The sequence below is a fragment of the Eubacterium barkeri genome (assembly GCF_900107125.1).
Classification (GTDB): domain Bacteria; phylum Bacillota; class Clostridia; order Eubacteriales; family Eubacteriaceae; genus Eubacterium_O; species Eubacterium_O barkeri.
In genome coordinates this window covers 12,903-34,502 of record NZ_FNOU01000011.1, presented here as the reverse complement: position 1 = coordinate 34,502, position 21,600 = coordinate 12,903, and the positions used below count along the sequence as shown (strand labels likewise).

The 21,600-nt window shown below is 52.9% G+C and carries 26 protein-coding genes; 13 read left to right on the top strand and 13 right to left on the bottom strand.

The window, feature by feature from the left end:
- Positions 1–48: 48 nt before the first annotated feature.
- Both BLU30_RS07755 and moaC read right to left on the bottom strand, forming a co-directional pair.
- Positions 49–555, bottom strand: a complete 507-nt coding sequence (locus tag BLU30_RS07755) for a MogA/MoaB family molybdenum cofactor biosynthesis protein (RefSeq protein WP_090245240.1) — start codon at positions 553–555, stop codon at positions 49–51.
- Between the two features lie 4 nt (positions 556–559).
- On the bottom strand, positions 560–1,045 hold the full coding sequence (gene moaC / locus BLU30_RS07750) for a cyclic pyranopterin monophosphate synthase MoaC (RefSeq protein ID WP_090245238.1): 486 nt from the start codon (positions 1,043–1,045) through the stop codon (positions 560–562).
- 203 nt (positions 1,046–1,248) lie between these two features.
- On the opposite strand from moaC, the gene BLU30_RS07745 reads away from it, so the two are divergent.
- The 11 genes from BLU30_RS07745 to BLU30_RS07695 all read left to right on the top strand — a co-directional run bounded on the left by BLU30_RS07745 (position 1,249) and on the right by BLU30_RS07695 (position 11,663).
- Complete coding sequence (locus tag BLU30_RS07745) at positions 1,249–2,157, top strand: NTP transferase domain-containing protein (RefSeq protein WP_090245237.1); 909 nt, start codon at positions 1,249–1,251, stop codon at positions 2,155–2,157.
- Between the two features lie 110 nt (positions 2,158–2,267).
- Entirely contained in the window at positions 2,268–3,287 is a 1,020-nt protein-coding gene (locus tag BLU30_RS07740; RefSeq protein ID WP_090245235.1) for an XdhC family protein, read from the top strand.
- 54 nt (positions 3,288–3,341) lie between these two features.
- Positions 3,342–4,361 (top strand): molybdopterin-binding protein, encoded by a 1,020-nt coding sequence (locus tag BLU30_RS07735; RefSeq protein ID WP_090245233.1) that lies wholly within the window; start codon positions 3,342–3,344, stop codon positions 4,359–4,361.
- A gap of 13 nt (positions 4,362–4,374) precedes the next feature.
- Positions 4,375–5,346: a GTP 3',8-cyclase MoaA gene (moaA, locus tag BLU30_RS07730; protein ID WP_090245231.1), complete on the top strand. Its 972-nt coding sequence runs from the start codon at positions 4,375–4,377 to the stop codon at positions 5,344–5,346.
- A gap of 2 nt (positions 5,347–5,348) precedes the next feature.
- Positions 5,349–5,792 carry an MOSC domain-containing protein gene (locus BLU30_RS07725; protein WP_090245230.1) on the top strand — a complete coding sequence of 148 codons (444 nt, stop codon included), beginning with the start codon at positions 5,349–5,351 and terminating at the stop codon, positions 5,790–5,792.
- Positions 5,793–5,850: 58 nt separating this feature from the next.
- Complete coding sequence (gene modA / locus BLU30_RS07720; RefSeq protein ID WP_090245228.1) at positions 5,851–6,642, top strand: molybdate ABC transporter substrate-binding protein; 792 nt, start codon at positions 5,851–5,853, stop codon at positions 6,640–6,642.
- Positions 6,643–6,969: 327 nt separating this feature from the next.
- Positions 6,970–7,641: a molybdate ABC transporter permease subunit gene (modB, locus tag BLU30_RS07715; RefSeq protein ID WP_090245226.1), complete on the top strand. Its 672-nt coding sequence runs from the start codon at positions 6,970–6,972 to the stop codon at positions 7,639–7,641.
- Positions 7,642–8,685: a sulfate/molybdate ABC transporter ATP-binding protein gene (locus BLU30_RS07710; RefSeq protein ID WP_090245224.1), complete on the top strand. Its 1,044-nt coding sequence runs from the start codon at positions 7,642–7,644 to the stop codon at positions 8,683–8,685.
- A gap of 84 nt (positions 8,686–8,769) precedes the next feature.
- Positions 8,770–9,786 carry a FecCD family ABC transporter permease gene (locus BLU30_RS07705; RefSeq protein ID WP_422717897.1) on the top strand — a complete coding sequence of 339 codons (1,017 nt, stop codon included), beginning with the start codon at positions 8,770–8,772 and terminating at the stop codon, positions 9,784–9,786.
- Positions 9,783–10,574 carry an ABC transporter ATP-binding protein gene (locus BLU30_RS07700; RefSeq protein ID WP_090245222.1) on the top strand — a complete coding sequence of 264 codons (792 nt, stop codon included), beginning with the start codon at positions 9,783–9,785 and terminating at the stop codon, positions 10,572–10,574. Before BLU30_RS07705 ends, BLU30_RS07700 begins: the two co-directional genes overlap by 4 nt.
- Positions 10,575–10,589: 15 nt before the next feature.
- The gene (locus BLU30_RS07695; protein WP_090245220.1) at positions 10,590–11,663 is read left to right on the top strand and encodes an ABC transporter substrate-binding protein; all 1,074 of its coding nucleotides are present in this window, start codon (positions 10,590–10,592) and stop codon (positions 11,661–11,663) included.
- Between the two features lie 16 nt (positions 11,664–11,679).
- Here BLU30_RS07695 and BLU30_RS07690 read toward each other — a convergent pair whose 3' ends face one another.
- The 3 genes from BLU30_RS07690 to BLU30_RS07680 are packed head-to-tail and all read right to left on the bottom strand — an operon-like array spanning position 11,680 to position 14,680.
- On the bottom strand, positions 11,680–13,215 hold the full coding sequence (locus BLU30_RS07690; protein ID WP_090245218.1) for a xylulokinase: 1,536 nt from the start codon (positions 13,213–13,215) through the stop codon (positions 11,680–11,682).
- Between the two features lie 14 nt (positions 13,216–13,229).
- Positions 13,230–13,901 (bottom strand): deoxyribose-phosphate aldolase, encoded by a 672-nt coding sequence (gene deoC / locus BLU30_RS07685; protein ID WP_090245217.1) that lies wholly within the window; start codon positions 13,899–13,901, stop codon positions 13,230–13,232.
- A gap of 8 nt (positions 13,902–13,909) precedes the next feature.
- A complete protein-coding gene (locus BLU30_RS07680) occupies positions 13,910–14,680 on the bottom strand; it encodes an SDR family oxidoreductase (protein WP_090245215.1) in 771 nt (256 codons plus the stop codon).
- A gap of 173 nt (positions 14,681–14,853) precedes the next feature.
- Here BLU30_RS07680 and BLU30_RS07675 point away from each other — a divergent pair, with 173 nt between their 5' ends.
- Entirely contained in the window at positions 14,854–15,573 is a 720-nt protein-coding gene (locus BLU30_RS07675) for a GntR family transcriptional regulator (RefSeq protein ID WP_090245212.1), read from the top strand.
- 42 nt (positions 15,574–15,615) lie between these two features.
- Here the strand turns inward: BLU30_RS07675 and BLU30_RS07670 are convergent, their stop codons facing one another.
- The 3 genes from BLU30_RS07670 to BLU30_RS07660 all read right to left on the bottom strand — a co-directional run bounded on the left by BLU30_RS07670 (position 15,616) and on the right by BLU30_RS07660 (position 17,641).
- Positions 15,616–16,449 (bottom strand): tyrosine-protein phosphatase, encoded by an 834-nt coding sequence (locus BLU30_RS07670; RefSeq protein ID WP_090245210.1) that lies wholly within the window; start codon positions 16,447–16,449, stop codon positions 15,616–15,618.
- A 117-nt stretch (positions 16,450–16,566) separates the two neighbouring features.
- Positions 16,567–16,836 (bottom strand): barstar family protein, encoded by a 270-nt coding sequence (locus BLU30_RS14230; protein WP_090307194.1) that lies wholly within the window; start codon positions 16,834–16,836, stop codon positions 16,567–16,569.
- Between the two features lie 28 nt (positions 16,837–16,864).
- The gene (locus BLU30_RS07660; protein ID WP_090245207.1) at positions 16,865–17,641 is read right to left on the bottom strand and encodes an EFR1 family ferrodoxin; all 777 of its coding nucleotides are present in this window, start codon (positions 17,639–17,641) and stop codon (positions 16,865–16,867) included.
- A gap of 111 nt (positions 17,642–17,752) precedes the next feature.
- On the opposite strand from BLU30_RS07660, the gene BLU30_RS07655 reads away from it, so the two are divergent.
- Positions 17,753–18,379 (top strand): DNA-3-methyladenine glycosylase I, encoded by a 627-nt coding sequence (locus BLU30_RS07655; protein ID WP_090245205.1) that lies wholly within the window; start codon positions 17,753–17,755, stop codon positions 18,377–18,379.
- Here BLU30_RS07655 and BLU30_RS07650 read toward each other — a convergent pair.
- The 5 genes from BLU30_RS07650 to thiM all read right to left on the bottom strand — a co-directional run bounded on the left by BLU30_RS07650 (position 18,355) and on the right by thiM (position 21,562).
- On the bottom strand, positions 18,355–18,579 hold the full coding sequence (locus tag BLU30_RS07650; RefSeq protein ID WP_090245204.1) for a hypothetical protein: 225 nt from the start codon (positions 18,577–18,579) through the stop codon (positions 18,355–18,357). The genes BLU30_RS07655 and BLU30_RS07650 overlap by 25 nt on opposite strands.
- A gap of 84 nt (positions 18,580–18,663) precedes the next feature.
- On the bottom strand, positions 18,664–19,452 hold the full coding sequence (thiD, locus tag BLU30_RS07645; RefSeq protein ID WP_090245202.1) for a bifunctional hydroxymethylpyrimidine kinase/phosphomethylpyrimidine kinase: 789 nt from the start codon (positions 19,450–19,452) through the stop codon (positions 18,664–18,666).
- Positions 19,449–20,123 (bottom strand): HAD family hydrolase, encoded by a 675-nt coding sequence (locus BLU30_RS07640; RefSeq protein WP_090245201.1) that lies wholly within the window; start codon positions 20,121–20,123, stop codon positions 19,449–19,451. The genes thiD and BLU30_RS07640 overlap by 4 nt, the downstream gene beginning before the upstream one ends.
- A complete protein-coding gene (gene thiE, locus BLU30_RS07635; RefSeq protein WP_090245199.1) occupies positions 20,113–20,754 on the bottom strand; it encodes a thiamine phosphate synthase in 642 nt (213 codons plus the stop codon). The genes BLU30_RS07640 and thiE overlap by 11 nt, the downstream gene beginning before the upstream one ends.
- Positions 20,741–21,562: a hydroxyethylthiazole kinase gene (thiM, locus tag BLU30_RS07630; RefSeq protein WP_090245197.1), complete on the bottom strand. Its 822-nt coding sequence runs from the start codon at positions 21,560–21,562 to the stop codon at positions 20,741–20,743. The genes thiE and thiM overlap by 14 nt, the downstream gene beginning before the upstream one ends.
- Positions 21,563–21,600: the final 38 nt, after the last annotated feature.

Here is a 21,600-nt window from a genome sequence, read left to right as displayed (position 1 = left end):
TTAGTATAGCTAGTAAACGCTAGCCTGTCAAGGATATTGATTGTTTTTTTAAAGATTTTCAGAAGATCTGGCGCACTCTCCGCCAGCACCGGTGAGAATCTCAATGCCGTGGTCCAGCTGGGGTGCAATGCAGCTAAGGCATTCTACCACGGCCTTGGGGCTGCCGGGCAAGTTGATGATCAAAGTGGTCCCCCGGATACCGGCGGTGGCCCGGCTAAGCATCGCTCGTCCCGTAAACTGCATGCTGTAAGCCCGCATGGCTTCCCCCAGCCCTGGGGCCATACGCTCACAGACATCGGCAGTGGCCTCCGGAGTGAAATCCCGGGGAGAAAAGCCCGTGCCGCCACTGGTCAGAATCAGTTCAGCCTGGCTCCCATCGGCAATTTCTGCCATGCGGGCGGCCAGGACGGTGCGTTCGTCGGGGAGGATATCCGTGGAGACCAGGGTATAGCCTAAGTTTTCCATGTAGGCGGCGATGGCCGGTCCGCTTTGATCCTCCCGGGTGCCAGCGGCACCTTTGTCGCTGGCGATGATGATGGCAAGTCGTTTTTTCATGGGTTTATTCCTTTCCGAATTCAAAGTCACCGCCTTTTCCACCGCTCTTGGTGAGGAGGTGGATGTCGGAGATGACCATTCCCTTGTCCAGGGCTTTACACATGTCATAAATGGTTAGCAAGGCGACGGACACCCCGGTGAGAGCCTCCATTTCCACCCCGGTTTTCCCGCCCACCTTGACGGTACAGGTGGCGGTGATGGTGGAGGCCACAGCATCAAGGGTAAAATCCACGGTGCAGTGGGTAATCATTAAAGGGTGGCAGAGGGGGATGAGCCCCGAGGTGTTTTTAGCGGCCATAATGCCGGCAATCCGGGCGGCGGCTAAGACATCCCCCTTGGGATTTTCTCCGGCTGTCAGGGCAGAGAGGATGGCCGGGATGACTTGGATGCAGCCCTGGGCCACTGCCTTCCGGCTGGTGGCTGCCTTGGCTGACACGTCGACCATAATGGCATTGCCCTGGTCATCCAGATGGGTAAGTTGATCGTTCATCGATTTCTCCATTTCAGTAATACCTTCATTGTAAAGCCAAGGGACATAAAAAACAAGGGGAAGATGACCGGCGTGAAGAAACAGTAAATTTTTGTGATGGCGAGGATCTTCCTTAAAAAGGATTGCAACCCTTGTCAACATGGTTTATAATAAAAAAATATTAGGAAGAGAACAAGTTATTATTCACAACAAAGGAGGCCGCTATGGGATTTGGTGCCGTGATTGTTGCCGGAAAACAGCCTCCACCGTCGGGGTCCTTTGCCCCACTGGTCCAGGCAGGAAGTATTTCTGTCATCAAACGTATTATTTATACCCTCCAACAGGCAAAGGTTTCGCCCATTGTCGTCATGACAGGCTATGAGGCAGATCGATTGGAGCGGCACGTTGAGCGGACTGGCGTGATTTGCATGCGGGATGTGGATTATGAATCCACATCCGAGCTGGAAACCCTTAAACAGGGAATCGCCCAAATTAAAAATCAGTGTGATGGAATTGTCGTCCCCAGTGTACAAACCCCTTTTTTCAAGGGCGAAACCATTGAACAACTGGTGGCAGCGGCCAGACCCTTTGCCTGGGCCGATACCCAAGAGGGATCTTGTCCCTACCCCCTGTGCATGGATGAGGCGGGGATGATGGCGGTAGAGGCGGCAGAGGACCCGGAATCTCTGATTGCCCTGGCTAAAAGATGCGGCGTTAAAGGTGTTAAGATCATGGATGACGGCATCGGAAAGCCCTTGGGGACGGAAACCGAAGCCTTGATTGCAAGCTATAATCAGGTGTTTCTTCGACCCCTCATTAAGGTGAGCCTGGCCCGGGAAGAGGTGTTCTTCGGCCCTGGGACTGCTCAGCTGCTCCATCTCATCCAAAGAACCGGATCGGTTCGGACTGCCTGTGAACAGATGCATTTATCCTACAGCAAAGCCTGGAAGATGATTGGAAAGATGGAAAAAGAAATGGGCGAACCGGTGGTTAAGCGCTTCCAGGGAGGCCAGAGCGGCGGACGGGCAGAATTGACTCCCAGGGGAGAGGATTTGCTCCTGCGCTTTACCCGATTTGAACGGGAATGCAAGGATCGGGTGGAAGAAATATACAAAGACTATTTTCAGTCTTAAATTTTTACCATCGAGTGTCTTGAAAAAAGAATTCGGTGGTAACGTTACGGTTTCGAGTTGCTTTAAAAAATAATTCGTGAAAACCGATAAAAATGAAAAGGTAGGAAAAAATGAGAAATACGATAAAAGCCCTTTGTGATTTCCTGGAAAAGGGCCAGGATGTGGTGCTGTGCAGCGTTGTGGCCGCCAGCGGATCGACCCCCCGGGGAGCAGGTGCGAAGATGATGGTTTTGGCCGATGGCAGTGCCACGGGAACCATTGGTGGCGGTGCCGTGGAGCATCGGGCGGTGGAGCTGGCAACCCGGGTTCATCAGGATAAGGGCTCCTTTGTGGAGCAATTTGATTTATCCGACAGCGCCAAGGCTGATCTTGGGATGATCTGCGGCGGAAATACCACCGTGTATTTCCAATATTTTGCCTGTGATGATCCCCAGGCCCTGGCCTTTGCCCGTATGGCGGCTCAGCAGGTGGAGGCCAATGAGGATGCCTGGCTGATTACAGAAATCGCAGAGGATGGCCAGGGGGCCATGGGGATTTATGCTGATGGCGGGTTAGTCTTTGGTCAGGGTATCGCCCTGGAAGAATCCGGCAACTGGTTTGGCTCCGGCTCTTTGTATATTCCGGGGAAAATCAGATATTACATCGAACCCCTGTCCCGGAAGGGCCGGGCCTACCTCTTTGGTGGGGGCCACGTTTCCCAGGCCCTGGTTCCTGTCATCGCAAAAATCGGATTTGTGCCCGTGGTCTACGAGGATCGGGAGCGGTTTTGTGATTTGGATTTATTTCCCGGGGCCCTGGCCACCATCCAGGGGAGCTTTGAGGAAATTGGAGATAAGATCACCCTGGAGGCATCGGATTATGCCATTATTATGACCCGGGGCCATATGGCAGACTATGCGGTGCTAGAACAGGTACTGCGTACGCCGGCCACCTATATCGGATTGATTGGCAGTCGCCGGAAGATTGCGAAAACCCACGAGAAGCTACGGGCTGCGGGATTTGGGGACGGGGATATCGCCCGAATCCATAATCCCATTGGGCTGGATATCGGGGCAGAAACCCCGGATGAAATTGCCATTAGTATTGCAGGGGAGCTCATTGCCCATCGGGCCGGAAAAGCCGGGGCCTAGGGCATCCTTCGATTGGATATTAGCATTAAAGAATTGTAGATAGAGGAGTGAAAGATGAAGAGTATTCGAACTGAGGATGCGGTGGGGCACGTGCTCTGCCACGATATCACCCAGATCATTAAGGGTGTGACCAAGGATGCGGTGTTTCGCAAGGGTCACGTGGTGACAAAAGAGGATATCCCTGTGCTGCTTTCTGTGGGGAAGGAAAACCTCTACGTTTGGGAAGCGGATGAAACCATGCTCCACGAAAACGATGGGGCGGAGGTTCTGCGCAGAATTTGCCAGGGGGAAGGAATGCACCCCACGGAGGTGAAGGAGGGGAAAATCGAATTGATTGCAGATCGGGATGGGCTCCTTAAGATCAATCGGGAGGCCCTGGTTGCAGTCAATGGGCTGGGTGAGATGATGATTGCCAGCCGGCACGGGGATTTCCCGGTCCGGGCTGGGGATAAAATTGCCGGGACCCGGATCATTCCTTTGGTCATTGCCCGGGATAAAATGGAAGCGGCCCAGCGGGTGGCGGGGGAATCCCCTATTTTTCAGGTTGTTCCCTTTCAAAAGAAGAAGGTTGGGGTTATTACCACGGGCAGCGAGGTTTCCAAGGGACGCATTGAGGATTCCTTTACCCCGGTCATTGTGGAGAAGCTCTTAGAGTATGGGCTGTCCATGGATGAGCATGTTTTAAGCGGGGACGATCCCCATACCATTACCGAGGCCATCCAGGGAATGCTCAAAAGGGGCTGTGAAATGATTATTTGTACCGGGGGCATGAGTGTGGACCCCGACGATCGGACCCCCTTGGCCATTAAAAATACCGGAGCGGATATTATTACCTATGGGGCGCCAGTGCTGCCGGGGGCCATGTTCATGCTGGCTTATACCGAAGCCGGGGTGCCCATCATGGGTCTGCCGGGCTGTGTGATGTACGCCAGACGCACCATTTTTGATTTGGTGCTGCCCCGGATTTTAGCAGATGACGTTCTTGTGGCTGAGGATTTCATCCGCCTTGGCGAAGGCGGGCTGTGTCTTCTCTGCGATGTATGTACCTTCCCCAATTGCGGCTTTGGCCATTAGGATTGGTGATGCGATGAAGGATCAGTACGGACGTCACATCGACTATATGCGCCTGTCCATTACAGATCGCTGCGATTTTCGATGTGTGTATTGTATGCCGGAGGATGGGGTGGCCCCCATCACCCACGATGAGATACTTACCTTTGATGAGATTCTTCGGATCTGCCGCAGTGCGGTGGACCTGGGGATTACCCGGTTTAAAGTAACCGGAGGAGAGCCCCTGGTGCGTAAAGGGGCGGTGGACCTTTTGGCCCGGATGAAGGCCCTTCCTGGGGTGGAGCAGGTCACCCTGACCACCAATGGATATGTCCTGGGCCAGTATGTGGAAGCTCTGAAAGCGCTGGGGATCGATGGCATTAATATCAGCCTGGATACCCTGGATCGGGAGCGGTTCCGGGAGATTACCAAACGGGATGGCCTAGACCGGGTCCTGCAATCCCTGGAAAAAGCAGTGGATGCGGGCATCCGGGTAAAAACCAATACCGTACTGATGCCCCAGAACCGGAAGGACTGGCTGGGGATTGCCGATTTGGCCCGGTTTTGGCCGGTACACGTGCGGTATATTGAGATGATGCCCATCGGAATGGGCAGGGATTATAGTGGCTGTACCGGGGATACGGTCATGGCCATGCTCAAGGAAAAGCATCCTAATTTGACGGCCGTGTCAGAGCCACTGGGGAATGGCCCCGCCCAGTACTTTAAAATTCCGGGCTATTTAGGGCGAATTGGCATTATCAGTGCGGTCAGTCATGAATTTTGCCAGACCTGCAACCGGGTGCGGGTAACCTCGGATGGGATTTTGAAGCTTTGCCTCAATCGGGCAGGGCATGTGGATTTGCGGAAGCTGCTGCGTGACGGTGGGGACGATGGGGCCCTTACCCAGGCCTTAGCAACGGCTATTTTAAACAAACCCCTGCGCCATGGATTTGAAATCCAGGGACAGGAGGATGAAGAAACCCGCCGGATGGTGGGAATAGGAGGATGATCATGGGAGTTGTACGAGCGGTTTGTACCAGTGAGCGTAAGGGGATTCAAAAGAAAAATCAGGGAAAGGGGACCTTTCGGGTGGATCATGGCATCGAAGGGGATGCCCATGCCGGTAATTGGCATCGCCAGGTCAGTCTGCTGTCCTACGAGCGGATTGCTGCCTTTAATGCCCAGGGGGCCGATGTGGTGGATGGTGCCTTTGGGGAAAACCTGGTGGTAGAGGGCTTTGATTTCAGTACCCTTCCCGTGGGGACCCGTTTTATGTGTGGTGAGGTGATTCTGGAGATGACCCAGATCGGCAAGGAATGCCATAACCATTGTGCAATCCATAAAAAAATGGGAACCTGCATTATGCCCACCCAGGGGGTTTTCGCCAAGGTCATCCACGGTGGGGAAATTGCCGTGGGGGATCCCATCGAGCGGATAGAGGCGGTGGTAAAGTAAGGGGTGTTGGAGGATTTTGGGATCGAAGTGATGCAACTGAAATGAATGGAGAAAAACAATGAAAAAGAGAATCGTATTAGCGATGGTGGCCATCCTGGCCATGGTGTGTGTGTTGGCAGGTTGTGGTTCCAAGGCAAAGACCAGTGATCAGACGGGTGAAATTACCGTTATGGCAGCGGCCAGTTTAACGGATGCTTTTACTGAAATTGCAACGAAATTTAAAGAACAATATCCGGATGTCAAGGTGAACTTCAGCTTTGATTCCTCGGGAACCCTGGCCAAACAGATCAAGGAAGGCGCCAATGCCGATGTTTTTGTATCTGCAGCCATGAAGCAGATGAATACCTTAAATGATGCGGGCTTGATGGATTCCGATTCCATTGCCAAGCTTCTGGAGAACAAAGTTGTCCTCATTAAGGGGAAAGATTCCACCCTGGACATTCAATCCTTTGAGGATGTTGGAACCGATAAGGTGAAAATGATTGCCATTGGGAATGAGGATGTGCCGGTGGGGCAGTATACAGAAACTATCTTTACAAATTTGGGGATTTGGGATGTTGTCAAAGCTAAAGCGAATCTGGCCACCAACGTTCGTCAGGTCTTAGATTGGGTAGCTACGGGCAATGCAGAATGCGGTGTGGTTTACGCCACGGATGCCGCCATTGAAGATAATGTAACGGTCATTACTGAAGCACCAGCAGGCAGCTGCGACCCGGTGATCTATCCCATGGGAATTGTGAAGGCTTCCACCCAAAAGGATGCAGCCAAGGCCTTTACGGAGTTCCTGCAAACTAAAGAAGCTCAGGATATTTTGACCAAGTACGGTTTTACCATCTACCAGGAAAAATAGGTTCTGGTGAGCCGGGGCTGTGTGCACACAGCCCTCAGCTTGTCGACAAACCCAGGGAGGGGAGCTGATAAAAATACGAGAACCCCGGCGCCCCTGCGGGCTGGCGTTTTCGATTTTTATCACATTAAGGAAGCAAACCTGCCTACAACCCAATCAAAACCGTAGGTTTTGCGCCCTGACGGATGAGGGCTTTCCCTTCATTCGTCAGCGCCTGGGGTCCGGGGTGAATCTTTTTTATCCGTTCCCTGACCGCGCTAAGGCACTTTGTCTACGCTCTGGGGGCTGTGTGCACACAGCCCTGTTTTGTATATTCTGAAAGGAGCATTTATGGATTGGTCACCCTTATTCTTATCATTAAAAACCGCCTTTATCGCCACGGGGCTTACCTTTTTACTGGGGACCCTGGCCGCCTGGAAGGTGGTTGGCCTGAAGCGGGGATCGGGGTTGTTTGACGCCCTCTTTACCCTGCCCCTGGTGCTCCCACCCACTGTAGTGGGTTTTTTTCTGTTGGTCCTCTTTGGGAAAAACAGTGGTGTGGGGGTCTGGCTATCCCAGGTTGGTATCCAGGTGGTCTTTACCTGGTTGGGGACGGTGGTGGCATCCACGGTGGTGGCTTTTCCGCTGATGTACCGCACCGCCCGGGGGGCCTTTGAGCAAATGGATGAAACCCTCATTTATGCGGGGCAGACCCTGGGACTATCGGATATTCGGATCTTTTGGCAAATCGTTTTTCCAAGTTGTTTGCCAGGGATCGTCGGAGGGACCATCCTGGCTTTTGCCCGGGCATTGGGAGAATTCGGGGCCACCATCATGCTGGCGGGAAACATTCCCGGGAAGACCCAGACCGTGGCGGTGGCGGTGTACTCGGCCGTACAAAACGGCAATCGGACTTTAGCTTACAAATGGGTGGCCGTTATTGTGACCATCTCCGTGATTTCTATCCTGGGAATGAATTGGGTCAATGGCAGACAGCGTCGGCTGGATGGAAGGAGGAGCTAAATGGGTCTATCTGTGAATATTGTCAAAGCCTTCGGAGATTTTACCCTGGAGGTTGCCTTTGAAACCGGGGAGGAAATCTTTGCGGTATTGGGGGAAAGCGGCTGCGGCAAGAGCCTGACCCTAAAATGTATTGCAGGAATTGAGAAGCCGGATTCGGGGCGGATCTGCTTAAATGACCGGGTCCTCTACGATTCCGGGAAAGGAATTGATCTGCCCCCCCGGGAGCGTCGGGTGGGCTACCTTTTCCAGCAGTATGCCCTCTTTCCCAATATGACCGTGGCCGCTAACATTGGAGTGGCGGTACCCAAGGGTGAACAGGAGGCGGTGGTGGCGGACTTCATCCGGGATTTTTCCCTGGACGGCCTGGAGTCGAAATATCCCCGGATGCTTTCCGGCGGCCAGCAGCAGCGGGTGGCCCTGGCCCGGATGCTGGCGGCTAAGCCAGAGCTGATTTTGCTGGATGAGCCCTTTTCTGCCCTGGACCATAATCTGAAAATGACCCTGGAGCTTCAGGTGTTGGAGGTCTTTGAAAAATATCACACCCCCATGCTCTTTGTTTCCCACAACCGGGACGAGGTCTATAGCCTATGCTCCCGGATGGGGATCATCAGCCAGGGAAAAATGGAACGGGTAGGGACTAAGGAAGCCGTCTTCCATGACCCTATTACTGTGTCTGGGGCCAACATCACCGGATGTAAAAATATTGCGACAGTGGAACCTGTCCCGGGGGGACAGGTTGACTGCCCGGAATGGGGGGTTTCCCTGATTCCCCAGATTGACGGACGAGCACATCTGGGTATCCGTGCCCATGATATCGAAATACTTTGCAGAACGGAATCATCAGCGCCCATTCTCATAAAAGGGAAGATTGAATGCCTGTTGGAATTACCCTTTGAGGGCAACGCCGTGGTTCGTGTTGAAGTGGCCGGGGCCCAAAAGGGACGTCTGGTGGTGGCGGTGGAAAAAAGCAAAATGTCCAGGTTGAGCATTGGCCAGCCAGTGATCCTGGGCTTGGACCCGGAGCGTTTACTTTGGTTGGAATAGCCTTTGAAAAGTTGTTAGAACAACCATTGTAGAAAGCGGAACATGCTATCCCGGATAGCACTGAAAGCGCAAAGGGGGATTTGTTTGAAAGCAAAACTAAAGCAGTCGCATCGCAGTATCCTGTGCCTATCCATCACCTTACTGGCTGTGATGTTCATATCATTTTTTCTGGGACGCTTATCCATCACGCCAGAGCAGCTCCTGGGTATTTTAAGTGCTCCCCTCACGGGGGCCTCACCCTTCTGGACAGCGCAGCAGGAAAGTATCGTGTTGTACAGCCGTTTGCCGCGGATTTTGCTGGCGGTGATGGTAGGCGCCTGCCTGTCAACAGCCGGGGCATCCTATCAGGGAATATTTCAAAATCCCATGGCCGCTCCGGATATTTTGGGCGCTTCTGCAGGAGCCGCTTTTGGGGCATCCTTAGCCATTATTAATGGGTGGAATGGTGCTCTTATCATGCTAAGTGCTTTTTTTTTCAGCATGGTGACGGTTCTCGTCGTCTATATTATCAGCAGAATGGCTAAGGGCGATCAGACCCTGGGGCTGGTATTGTCGGGAATTATGATTAGCTCGTTATTTTCAGCGGGAACTTCTTTCATCAAGCTGGTTGCCGATACCCAGACCCAGCTGCCGGCCATTACTTATTGGCTCATGGGGAGCCTTAACGGATCCACCATGGCGGATGTTCGCTTTGCTGCTTTTCCAATGCTTTTGGGGATGATTCCCCTCTTTCTCATCCGTTGGCGTATCAATGTGCTGTCCATTGGCGATACGGAAGCCCTGACCATGGGGGTGGATGTCCGGATGGTCCGCTTTATCGTCATTGTTTGCTCAACATTGATGACCGCGGCCAGTGTGGCTGTCAGCGGCATGATTGGGTGGGTCGGCTTAGTGATCCCCCACCTTTCCAGACGTCTGGTGGGCAATGATTACCGTAGTCTGATTCCAGTGACCATGCTTTTGGGAGGATGTTTTTTATTGGTGGTTGATGATATCTCAAGAAATCTTTTGAGCACGGAGCTTCCTCTGGGCATTTTAAATGCGGTGATCGGCGTGCCCTTCTTTATTTATTTGCTACTTCGAAGGGAGGGACTGCAATGAGCATTGAGGTCAGCCATTTAACCTTTGCTTATGGTAAGCATACAGTCCTCCGGGATGTAACCTTTGCGGTGGCATCGGGGACGCTGCTCTGCGTGCTGGGACCTAACGGCGTGGGTAAAAGCACTCTGTTTCGGTGCATTCTTGGGCTAAGTCGGGGGCAGTCTGGTCAGGTGACAGTGGCGGGACGGGATGTGTGTGCCCTGTCTATAAAGGAGCGGGCTCGGCAAATGGCCTATATCCCCCAAAATAATGCACCGGCCTTTAGTTACAGTGCTTACGATATGGTTTTAATGGGGACCGCTGCCCAGGTTCATTTGGTAGCAGCTCCTGGTTCGGCTCAGAGGAAGCGTGCTGATGACGTAATGGCGCACTTGAAGATCAGTCATTTAAAGGACAGGAGCTTTATGAAAATCAGCGGCGGTGAGCAGCAGTTAGTCTGCATCGCCCGGGCTATCGTCCAGGGGGCGAAGGTGCTGGTGATGGATGAGCCCACGGCAAATCTGGATTATGGCAATCAGATCATGGTGCAGGGGCGCCTGCGGCAATTGGCAGCAGAGGGCTATACCATCATCCAATCCACCCATAACCCGGATCAGGCCTTTCTTTTTGCTGATGTGGTTTTGGCCCTTCAGCAGGGGCGCATTGAAGCTTTTGGACCGCCGGATGCGGTGATGGATGCGGCACTGCTGAAACGGCTTTACCAGATTGATGTTCAGATTGAACGCCTTTACGGTGACCGGGTGCAGGTGTGTATTCCAGCGCAGGTTTTAATGGAAAAAAGTCAATAAAGGAGAGTGGAAAAAATGAAAGATCGAAGATTTTCTGGTTTTAAAAGGGGTTTGTCCATTCTTTTAGTGAGCCTGCTATTATGCACCCTGTGTGCCTGTGGCATCAATCCCGGGTCAGGGGGAACATCCGGAGCGACACAGTCCTTTACCGATGACTTGGGACGAAGGGTAACCCTGCCGAAAACCCTCACCAGGGTAGCGACTCTGGGGACAACGGGGCAATGTATGCTTTTATCCTTAGCTCCGGAGCTTTTGGTGGGGATTAACGCTGGCATCGAGGTGGATGCCAGAGACTATATGGATTTTGATTACGCCGGTCTTCCTGTAATGGGGCAATACTATGGCCAGCGGAATCTGAATTTGGAAGAAGTGGCCGGCAGTGGAGCCGAGGTCATCATCGATTTGGGGGATACCAAGACTGATGCGGCGTCGGACATGGATAAAATTCAGGCCCAGTCGGGTATTCCGACCATCCATATCAATTCGACGCTGGAGACTGCACCAATGGCTTTTCGGACCCTGGGCCAGCTCCTTGGCAGGGCGGACCGCGGCGAAGAATTGGCGGTTTATTGTGAAAAAACCAATGGAGAGGTGAACCGAATCCTAGCGGCCATCCCCCAGGATAAACGAGCGAGGGTTTTGCTGTGTTCTGGTCCGGATGGCACGACAGTTACCGTTAAGGGGCGCTCCCATTCTCAAATTCTGGACATGGTTGCCACCAATGTAGCAGATGTCACTGGAAACAGCGGAACGGTGGATGTGGAGGAAATCCACCGTTGGAACCCGGATGTCATTTTATTTTTAAAGGATAGTCTTTATAGTGAGGTGGGTACCCTGCCCCAATGGCAGGATTTATCGGCCATCGGCAGCGGCCGGTATTATGAAACGCCGGTAGGCCCCTATTGCTGGGTGGGTTATCCGCCAACCGTTAACCGATATCTGGGGCTCCTCTGGTTAACCGCGATTCTTTACCCGGAGCAGTGCCCGTATAATTTGGAAGAAAAAGTTTCCGAATATTATCAGGTTTTCTACGGTACTGGACTGCCCCACTCCCAATATCAAAAGCTGACCCGGAATGCTATAAAATAACACTATCATCACATTCTCATTGTTGCTTTAGTGCATCCCCTGCAGTGGCCATGGCCTGGGCAACTGTTTTAAAAATCGGAAGCAGGGCTTCGTATTGTTTCTGGTTTTCGGCGTTTACCGGGGTTCGGGCTTCCAGGGTATGGAGGCCATCAATGGGGGAGTAATCCTCCCACAGACCGACGCCTTTAAAGGCCAGGGCAGCAGCTCCCAGGGAGGCAGCATCCTGATCCACGCTGGTTTTTAGGATATCCAGGCCGTAGGCATCGGCAAAGATCTGACGCCAAAGCGGGCTTTTGCTGCCGCCACCAACAATGAGCATTTCGGTGAGGGCTTCACTGCCATAGGCACACAGAATGTCCAGGGCAATGCGCAGATTCATGGCAACACCTTCCATGGCCGATCGAATCAGGTCTGCCCGGGTGGTGGAAAGCTTGAGCCCGGCATAGGCCCCGACGATATCGTCGCTGGCTTCGATCATAGATCCCCCAGCCAGACTGGGATTGAAGAGGAGCTTATTGGCGCCAATGGGTGAGGCTTCTGCCAGCTGATCCATGGCCATATAGGCATCGGGGCCACCGGCCTCTTCGGCGGCCTTTAAATCCGGGCAGAGGGTATCCCGAACCCATTTGTAGCTGTTACCGGCAGAAAAGATACACGTTGCCGAGGCATACATCCCTTTAATGGCATGGGCAAAGACATAGGGCTTGTATTTGAAATCCAAAACAGGTTCCTGGGAGGTTAAGGCGATCCAGGCCGAGGTTCCCAGGGAGGTATAAACCCGACCGTCTTTTATTCCCCGGGCACCCAGGGCCATACAGGCGTTATCCACACCGCCAGCAATGACCTTTACCGTGGTGGGCAGACCGGTGAGGGCAGCCGCCTCCGGAGTAATCGTCCCGACAATGGCGTCGGACTCTAAAATTTCAGGGAAGAGACTGGGGTCGATACCAGCGGCAGCCATATATTCCGGGATATAGTCCCAGGTCTTCAGGTCGAAGGCACCGCAGCCGGAGGCGTAGGAATAATCGGTACACAGTCGTCCGGTGAAACGATAGTTGCAATAATCTTTGGTTCCAATGATCTTATGGACCCTGGCGAATAAGTCAGGCTGTTCTTCCTGGTACCACATGATTTTAAAAAGGGAGTAGCATTCCCGGGGAAAGCCGCTGCCGGTACGGTTATACCATTCTTCGTAATCAATTTTTTTAAAAAAACGATCGGCCTGGCAGGTGGCTCGTTTATCAGACCAGATGGGCGTGGTATCCGCCAACAGTTGGCCATCTGTACCAATGGGAACAACACCGAGGCTGTGGCCTGAAATGGCCAGGGCTTCAATGGTATTTACATCAATGCCACTGGTGGCGATGAGCTCTTGGCTGGTGGCCACCACCGCATCCCACCAATCCTCGGGACGTTGTTCGTGGCGGGATTCATCGGGAAAGGTGGTATCGTAGGCTTTAAAGGTACTGGCTAAGGGTGCTCCGTCTGAGGCATAAAGGGAGGCCTTAATCCCTCCGGTTCCTAAATCGTAGGCAATCACTGTTTTTTTCATCGAAGGATACTCCATTATTCTTTAACTTCATTGAGGATATTCAGCGCGGATGCATAACCAATGCCGAAACGGCTGACACCCATATCCACCATCCGCAGAACGGTTTCCAGATTGCGCACCCCACCCGCTACTTTAAGGGGAAGGGTATTCCCTACCGCTTTTTTAATCACGTCGATATGGTGGTCAGTGGTGGTGCCGGACCAGCCGGTACCGGTTTTAATAAAGCTGGCGCCGTTGTCACAGATCAGTTTTGCAGCCCGGGCGATTTCGTCATTGGTGAGAAGCGGCGCCTCCATAATGACCTTTAGGGGGGTATTCCCTGCCGCGTCGGCGACCCGGCGGATATCCCGGGCGACGGCACCGTCCTGCCCAGATTTCAGCATCCCCACATTGAGGACCATATCCACCTCACCGCAACCCATGGCGGTCAAGATTTTGGCCTGATGGATTTTGAATTCAGTCAATTCACCACCAGATGGAAAGCCGATGACCCCGCCAACCATAATATCCGGTTCGTTCGCCATGGCATCCAGGGCCCGGTTTAAGAAGCCGTGGAGGGGAAAAACGCAAATAAAGCGATGGGCCTTGGCCGCGGCGATAATGGCATCCACATCGGCCTGGGTGGACTGGGCCTGGACGGCGCTGATGTCAATCATCCGAGCAATATCGTGTTTTGAATACGTCATTGCTTCTCCTATCGGCAGCAATAGCCGCCGTCAACGATGATATCGGAGCCGGTGGTGTAGCGGGAAGCATCGGAAGCGAGGTAGAGGTAGGCACCCACCAGATCCTCCACAGTCCCAAGGCGTTTCATGGGGACCATCTCATTCCAGATGGGGTGCATATCGGTGAGTTCGGCCACCAGCTCGGTCGTGATATACCCGGGACTTACGGTGTTGACGCGAATCCCACGTTCGGCCCATTCCACCGCCATGGCCTTGCTCAGGTGGATAACGGCTGCCTTAGAGGCACAGTAATTGGCGATGGTCTGGGGAACATTGACGATGTGCCCGGACATGGAGGCCGTCGAAATAATGCTGCCGCTCTTCCCCTCCTTTAACATGGCCTTGGCGGCCGCCTGGGCGGTCAGAAAAACACCGTTTAAATTGACATCCAGTACGGCTTTGAAATCCTCGGGTCGGATATCCTCCACCGCAAAGCCGTTGAAAATACCGGCGTTATTGACAGCGAAGTCAATGGTTTTGTAGGTTTCCAGGAAAATCGCCATCATGGCATCTACCTCTTCAGGCTTGGTCACATCGCAGCCGATTGCTGTAATGTTTCGCCCGGTACTGGTGCGAATATCCGCCGCCGCTTTTTCGGCAATGGTCATATTCGTAGCGACCAGGGCGACATCAGCCCCGGCTTCGGCCAATGCCTTTGCCACGGCATAGCCAATCCCCCTGGAGCCGCCGGTTACAAACCCACACTTACCTTTCATACTAAACATATCTAAAACTGACATGATCTTTCCTCCATAAAATGATTTTTTGGGAATAAGTCCCTCTATCCGGATTTGTTTTTGATTATACATAGTTATCTTTTGAATGTCAATAGAAATGTTTTAGTGATGTTTAATTTAAGGGTTGGACAAATGTTTTGGGCTATGCTATTCTAAAAAATAAGAGGAGGTTTGCCATGTCCCGATATCCAAGCTATCGTCGTGTTTACGATGCATTAAAACAGCGTATCACCAATAAAGAATATCCACCGGGAACCTTGATTCCCACAGAAACAGAGCTTTGCAGCCTATTTGAGGTCAGCCGAACCACCATCCGTAAGGCAGTGGCCTTGCTCGAGCAGGAGGGGCTTCTCCACGTTCAGCAGGGCCGGGGTACCGAGGTGGTCGATGCCACCGCCACCCAGCGCCTCAACCAGGTGACCTCTTTTACGGAAACCATGCGGGCAAAAGGGCATGATGTTTCCTCCAAAGGGATTTATATTGATGAAATCATTCCCCCACCTTTAGTATTGAAGGCCCTCAAGCTTTCGGAGGGATCGGCAGTGATCCGCATCCAGCGCATCCAGATGGCAGATGGCCGACCCATCGCCATTATGACGAATTACCTGAACCCGGACATTGCCCCGGGGATTTTAGAGGATCAGGATCAGATTACCTCTTTATATGCCTATTTAGAGAAAAAACATCAGGTCAGAATAACCGATGCCGATGATACCATCCGGGCAGCGGTGGCGGATTTTACCCAGGCCCAGCTTTTGGATGTGCCCGTGGGGCACCCCTTACTGATTAATAATCGGGTGACCTATATGGAGGATCATCCCATTGAGGTTGTGCGTATGGTGGTGGACGGCAGCCGCTACGAATTTTCCATCCATCTCTCTGGGCGCGCCTTATAAAGCAATATGGCATCAAAAAAAGGGCCATGGCCCTTTTGGGTACTATTCGAGGAAGTTCTTTCGAAGGGAAATAAAATCATCATGGGTTAAGCCAATACCTTGGACAAGAAAATTCATCATTGAACCATACTGGCTTTTGGATTCATTAAAGAGCTTTTCCATGTAGATAGGATCTACACCAATAAGGGCGGCGGCTCCAGCAAGAATTTTGGGCTCTTCAGTGAGATGTTTCGTCTGAGCCAGAACAGCTTCTATTTTTTCTTGATAAAAAAGATTGGTTAAAGCGAAGTCTGCCAAACAGGTTTCCTGGTCCACGCCTAAGGCGGTGAGGAGCAGCACCGCAGCAATCCCGGTGCGATCCTTTCCTCCGGTACAATGGAACACCGTACTGTGGTCCGCATTGGCCAGGATCTGTTTAAAAAATGTACGATACTGGGTTTGCATATAGGTGGAGGATAGAATCCCAGTGTATAAATTGTCGGTGAGACGGCCACTGGCGATCAGATCCACCAATCCCTGGACGGAGTCGATCGCATTGACATACTGGCTGGACATCAGGCGGCTTTCATCCTTGGCATTTTCATCAAGGATTTTGAGGCTCAGATACTGGGCGCCAGGGATATGAATGTCCGGAAAATCGGTAATTTCCTGGGTCGTTCGCAGGTCCAATACCAGGGTGACATCCTCAGCCCTCAGGCGTTGGATATCCTCTTGGCTGATGGCTGAAAGCTTGCCCATGCGCAGAAGCTTTTTGTATTTAACGGTCTGACCATGGGTCGTACAATAGCCGCCCAGATCCCGGGCATTATCCACGCTGGTCAGTCCAAGGGTATGAATACTTTTTTCAGATGGCCTATGATGAGAATTTTTTGGCATTGTGTTTATCTCCTCGTATACGCATTATCCACTGGAAGAATATTATCCAGATTGTTTGATCCCAGGCGTTTAAAGAGGGATATCGGTATAGCGTTTGGCACTGACAAATTGGATACCTTAGTCTTCTTCAAATAACAGATCGCCGTTGACCTTTGCCGCATCCTGGAAGGTATCCAAAAGATCATAGCCGTATTGTCCCAGGTTATTTAACATGGCTTGGGTATCATACAGGGTGATGGCGGTGGGTTCTTCAATATCATTTAAGGCATCCCAAAGGGCGTCGGGGGTAGCACCGTAGTTATCTTCAAAATCCATTCTCTTTTTAATATGGGACTGGGCTTTTTCAGGGGTAATCATCTTGTCCCCTTCTAGTCGGACATCAATCATACTTCCATCTCCTTTGTATTGATTTAATTTATAAGAAAAACGTGGGGTCTTTATGAACTTTAGCCGTTTTGCCGATATGCTGCTTGGTAAAGAGGATATCCATCTTTCCCAGGGCCCGGGCTTCCTTTGGACAGGCCCAAACACAGGCCATACAGGTGATACACTTTTCCTTAATGGTCTTGCTGGGGGAATCCATGGGAATGGCGCCCATGGGGCAGACATCCACACAGGCACAGCAGGCCACACAGTCCATATTGGTAATGGGTTTAAAGGGAATCCCTTTGAAATCCTTATATTCTGGGTTGCCTGGCAGGGTCACCGCCTTGGGATGCCCCTGTTCCATGGCCGCAACCCTTTCGAAGATCTGGCGGGTGAAGGCGTTGAAGGCAGCAAAATCCCCCTCGTCCGGACGGCCTTCGGCAATGGTGGGGACAATGGAGTGGCGTGTGACCACGGCGGCACCAGCAATGGTGACAAAGCCCTTCGCCGACAGGAAATCAGAAAGCTCCAGGAGAGCATCGTCGTAGTGGCGGTTTCCGTAGGTTGCGACGACGACGGCAGGGGTGTCCGCGCCTTTAATATAGGCCAGACGGTCCTTAACCACCGGGGGAATGCGTCCCCCAAAAACAGGAACCCCAATAATCAGGAGCTCTCGATCATCAAAGGATCGTCTGCAGGGGTCTTGAATCGGGGTGAGGTTTACTTCAGATACCGGGGCCGCAGAGTAGTCTGCCATGGACCGGATAACCTGGGCGGTGGAGCCGGTTGGACTGAAATACATAAGGGTGGATTGTTTTAATTCCATCGTCCATTACACCTTCCTTTTACAATAATAATAATTTTATTATACCATAATCAAAGGGCGGGTTTTTAGAATTGAGGGATAAATTTTAAAAGGGGGTTGTGAAAGGAAGTGATGGCGATTATAATCGATAAAAAAGAGGAGGGACTCACACTGGTGATCTTACAACGCTGTACCTGGGTGGATTTGAAATCTGCCGAATATATCAATTATCATGATAATCAATGGGGGGTGCCGGTCCATGACGATGGCCTGCTTTTTGAGATGCTGATTTTGGAGGGATTCCAGGCTGGACTGTCCTGGCTGACCATTTTAAAGAAGCGGGAGAATTTTAGAAAGGCCTTCGATGGCTTTGATCCGGCGGCGGTGGCGGCCTACGATACGGCTAAAAAAGAAGCCTTGATGCAGGACGCTGGGATTGTGCGTAACCGCCGGAAAATTGATGCAGCGGTTAAAAATGCCCAGGTTTTTTTAGAGATCCAGGAGGAGTACGGTAGCTTCGATACCTATCTTTGGGGCTTTACCCAGGGTCAGACTTTGGTAAATAACGATGATGTTCTGCCGGCAAAGACCCCCCTGTCCGATGCCATTTCTGCAGATTTGAAGGGTCGGGGGATGGGCTTTGTGGGCAGTACCATTATCTACGCCTTTCTCCAGGCTGTGGGGGTGGTGAATGACCATGCGCTGGGGTGTTTTTGCCACCCGAAGCAGTCGGGTCAGGCGCTGAAGGTATACCGGTAGGTTAAGGCGTATTTATCTAAAACGAACTGAACATCGCCATTGTCGAAGGTGGTTTTCTTGAAGTCGGCGTAATCCACGGGATGTTTGGCTTGGAGATAAGCCTCGGGGCTTTCGGCCTCTATGTCAGAAAAGGTGGTGACCGGGTTGGCCGCGCCACCGCATTGGTTGATCAGATCGGTGACCAATTCATAGGTTTTCATGGGAATCTCCCTTTTGATTTGATATTTTTATTGTATAACGCAGCAAGGGCATCGTCAAGATTCTTTTAGCATGGGATTGTCTGTTTAATTACCCCTTTGCCAACCGTGATCCAGAGGTCCAGAGCCCTGACCGAGGTTAAGCCCCGCCCTAAGGGCGCCGGTGAGGTACGCCTTGGCCCTTTTAATGCTGGTGGGCACATCCTCACCGAGGGCCAGCTGGCAGGCAATGGCCGAGGAGAGGGTACAGCCAGTACCGTGGGTATTTTCCGTCGCAATACGCTGGCCGGAAAACCAGGTCAGGGTGTCCTGGGTGTAGAGAAGATCGGTGGCATCAGACACCCGGTGTCCCCCTTTAATGAGAACTGCCGGCCCCTTAAGCTGGTGGGCGATGGCCTGAGCGGCGGTCTCCATGGCCTTTTTATTGGGGATGGCCTGTCCCCAAAGGACCTCAGCCTCGGGGATATTCGGCGTGATGAGAGTGGCTAAAGGCAGGAGGGTATGGATTAAGGTCTCCCGGGCCTCTGGGACCAGGAGGGCAGAGCCGCTGGTGGACACCATCACCGGATCTGCCACGATGGCGGCGGGCCTGTACTGGACCAGCTTTTCGGCAATGACTGCGATCAACGCAGCGTTGGCCACCATGCCGATTTTAACGACATCCGGGGGAATATCTGTAAAAACCGCATCCAGCTGGGCAGCCAGAAAATCCGGGGTCGTTTCCTGAATGGCGGTGACCCCCAGGGTATTCTGGGCTGTGAGGGCGGTAATGGCACTGGTGGCGTATAGCCCATGGGCGGCGATGGTTTTGATATCCGCCTGGATACCTGCACCGCCGCTGGAGTCCGATCCAGCGATGGTCAAAACGGTTTTCATAAAAGCTCCTTAAACGTGTGAATGGTCATGGGGCAGAGGGTCTCAATAGCCCCGGCATCGGCAGCGGCACTGTCATCGGACATGGCGATGACTGTAAAGCCCGCCCCGGCAGCGGTTTTTATGGCGTGGTAGGCATCTTCAAAGACGAGGGTGCTTTTTTTAGATGTCCCTAAAAGAGCCAATGCGGCTTCGAAAATCTCCGGGCGATCCTTGCCAAACCCCGCCTCAGAGCAAGTGAGGATGTGGTCGATGCAGTGGGTCAGTTGATGCTGTGCCAGGGCAGCATGGATGAGATCCCTCTCCGAGGCCGTGGCGATAACCGTGGGGATACCGGCGGCATGGAGGGTGGTGAGAAAGTCGTGGGCCCCGGGTTTTAGGGGGACCCGGGTGGCATAGGCCTCGTAGACCATGGCGCAGACCTCGGCGATAATCTTATCCACTGGCTTATCAAGGCCATAGTGGTCTCTGTAGTGGGCGGCACCCTGGGCCATGCTCAAAGACATAAAACGCTGATCTAAACCGGGCTCCGGCGGGATGCCCTGGGAGCGAAGGTAGTCCGAGGCGATGGTGGCCCAGATGGGCATGGAATCCAATAGCGTCCCATCCAGATCAAAGATGACCCCGGTGATGGGGATGGCAATGTCCCCCAGGGAAATGGACTTAGCGGTCATGGATCATTTCCCGGGTCATGGTCAGCAGCTCCTGGGTAGCCTCTTTAATATCTTCAGCAGCAAAGATGGCCGAGACGACAGCGATACCGGCAATCCCCGTACCAGAAAGCCCAGAGAGGTTCTCCCGGGTGATGCCGCCGATGGCCACCACCGGAATATCCACGGCGGCGCAGATATCGGCCAGGGTATTCATGGAGACATGGTCGGCGTCAGCCTTGGTTCCGGTGGTGTATACCGCTCCGACACCCAGATAATCGGCCCCCATGGACTGGGCCAAAAGGGCCTGTTCCACGGTTTGGGCAGAGACTCCCAGGAGCTTTGTGTTGCCGATAAGGGCCCGGACATCATCTGCTTCCATGTCCCGTTGCCCCACGTGGATGCCGTCGGCATCACAGGCCCGGGCGATCGCCACATTGTCATTGATTATAAAGGGGACGTCGTATTGGGCACACAGTGCCTTGATAACCTTGGCTTCGGCGAGAAAATCCTCATGGGAGAGGGTCTTTTCCCGGAGCTGGATCATAGTGGCACCACCCTGGAGGGCGGCTTCCACATCCTGGGACAAGGTGTGGTTCCCCAGCCAGTATCGGTCGGTAACGGCGTAGAGGAGGAGGTCCTTAGCGCAATTCATAGCTGGCCCGTCCTTCCAGAGTATCCCCATCCAGATGGTAGATGGCATCGATGAGGCGGTTGCGGAAGGTAGCGTTCCCATCTGAGGGAAGCATGTTTTTCACGGCGATTTCTCCAGCCACGCCCATGGCACAGATTGCCGCAACCATGGCCATAAAGGAATCCCCGGGATTGGCGGTGAGATAGGCGGTGGCCATGGCGGACAGCATACAGCCACTGCCCGTAATATCTGCCATCATGGGCACTCCATTTCGGATGATTCCTGCCCGATCTCCGGTGGCCACGATGTCTGTGGCCCCGGTGATGGCGATGACGGCTCCGGTTTTGGCAGCGAATTCCTGGGCGAAGGCAATAACGGCGTCTAAGGTTTCCGGGGTGACGGTATCCGCCACATCGGCATCGACGCCCCGGGTGGCCCCGGTGCCGGTGGCCAGGGTTTTGATCTCAGAGATATTGCCACGGATAGCAGTGAGGGGCAGGTTTTCCATGAGGTTTAGGGCCGTTTGGGTACGCTGGGCCGAAGCGCCTGCTCCCACGGGGTCCAAAAGGATGGGATGGTTTAGTTCGCCCGCTCGAATACCAGCGGCCATCATGGCCGGGATGGTCCTGGAATTCAAGGTGCCGATGTTGAGGTTCAGCCCCCCGCAAATGGCGGTGATTTCCACGGCATCGTCTATATCGTCGGCCATAATGGGGGCGCCCCCACAAGCGATGAGGATATTGGCGCAGTCATTAACGGTGACGTAGTTGGTGATATTGTGGACCAAAGGTGTGGTGCTTCGGACCTGGTTAAGATAATTTTCTAACATTATTTTCCTCCAAAAAATTGATAAGGGAACACCCATGG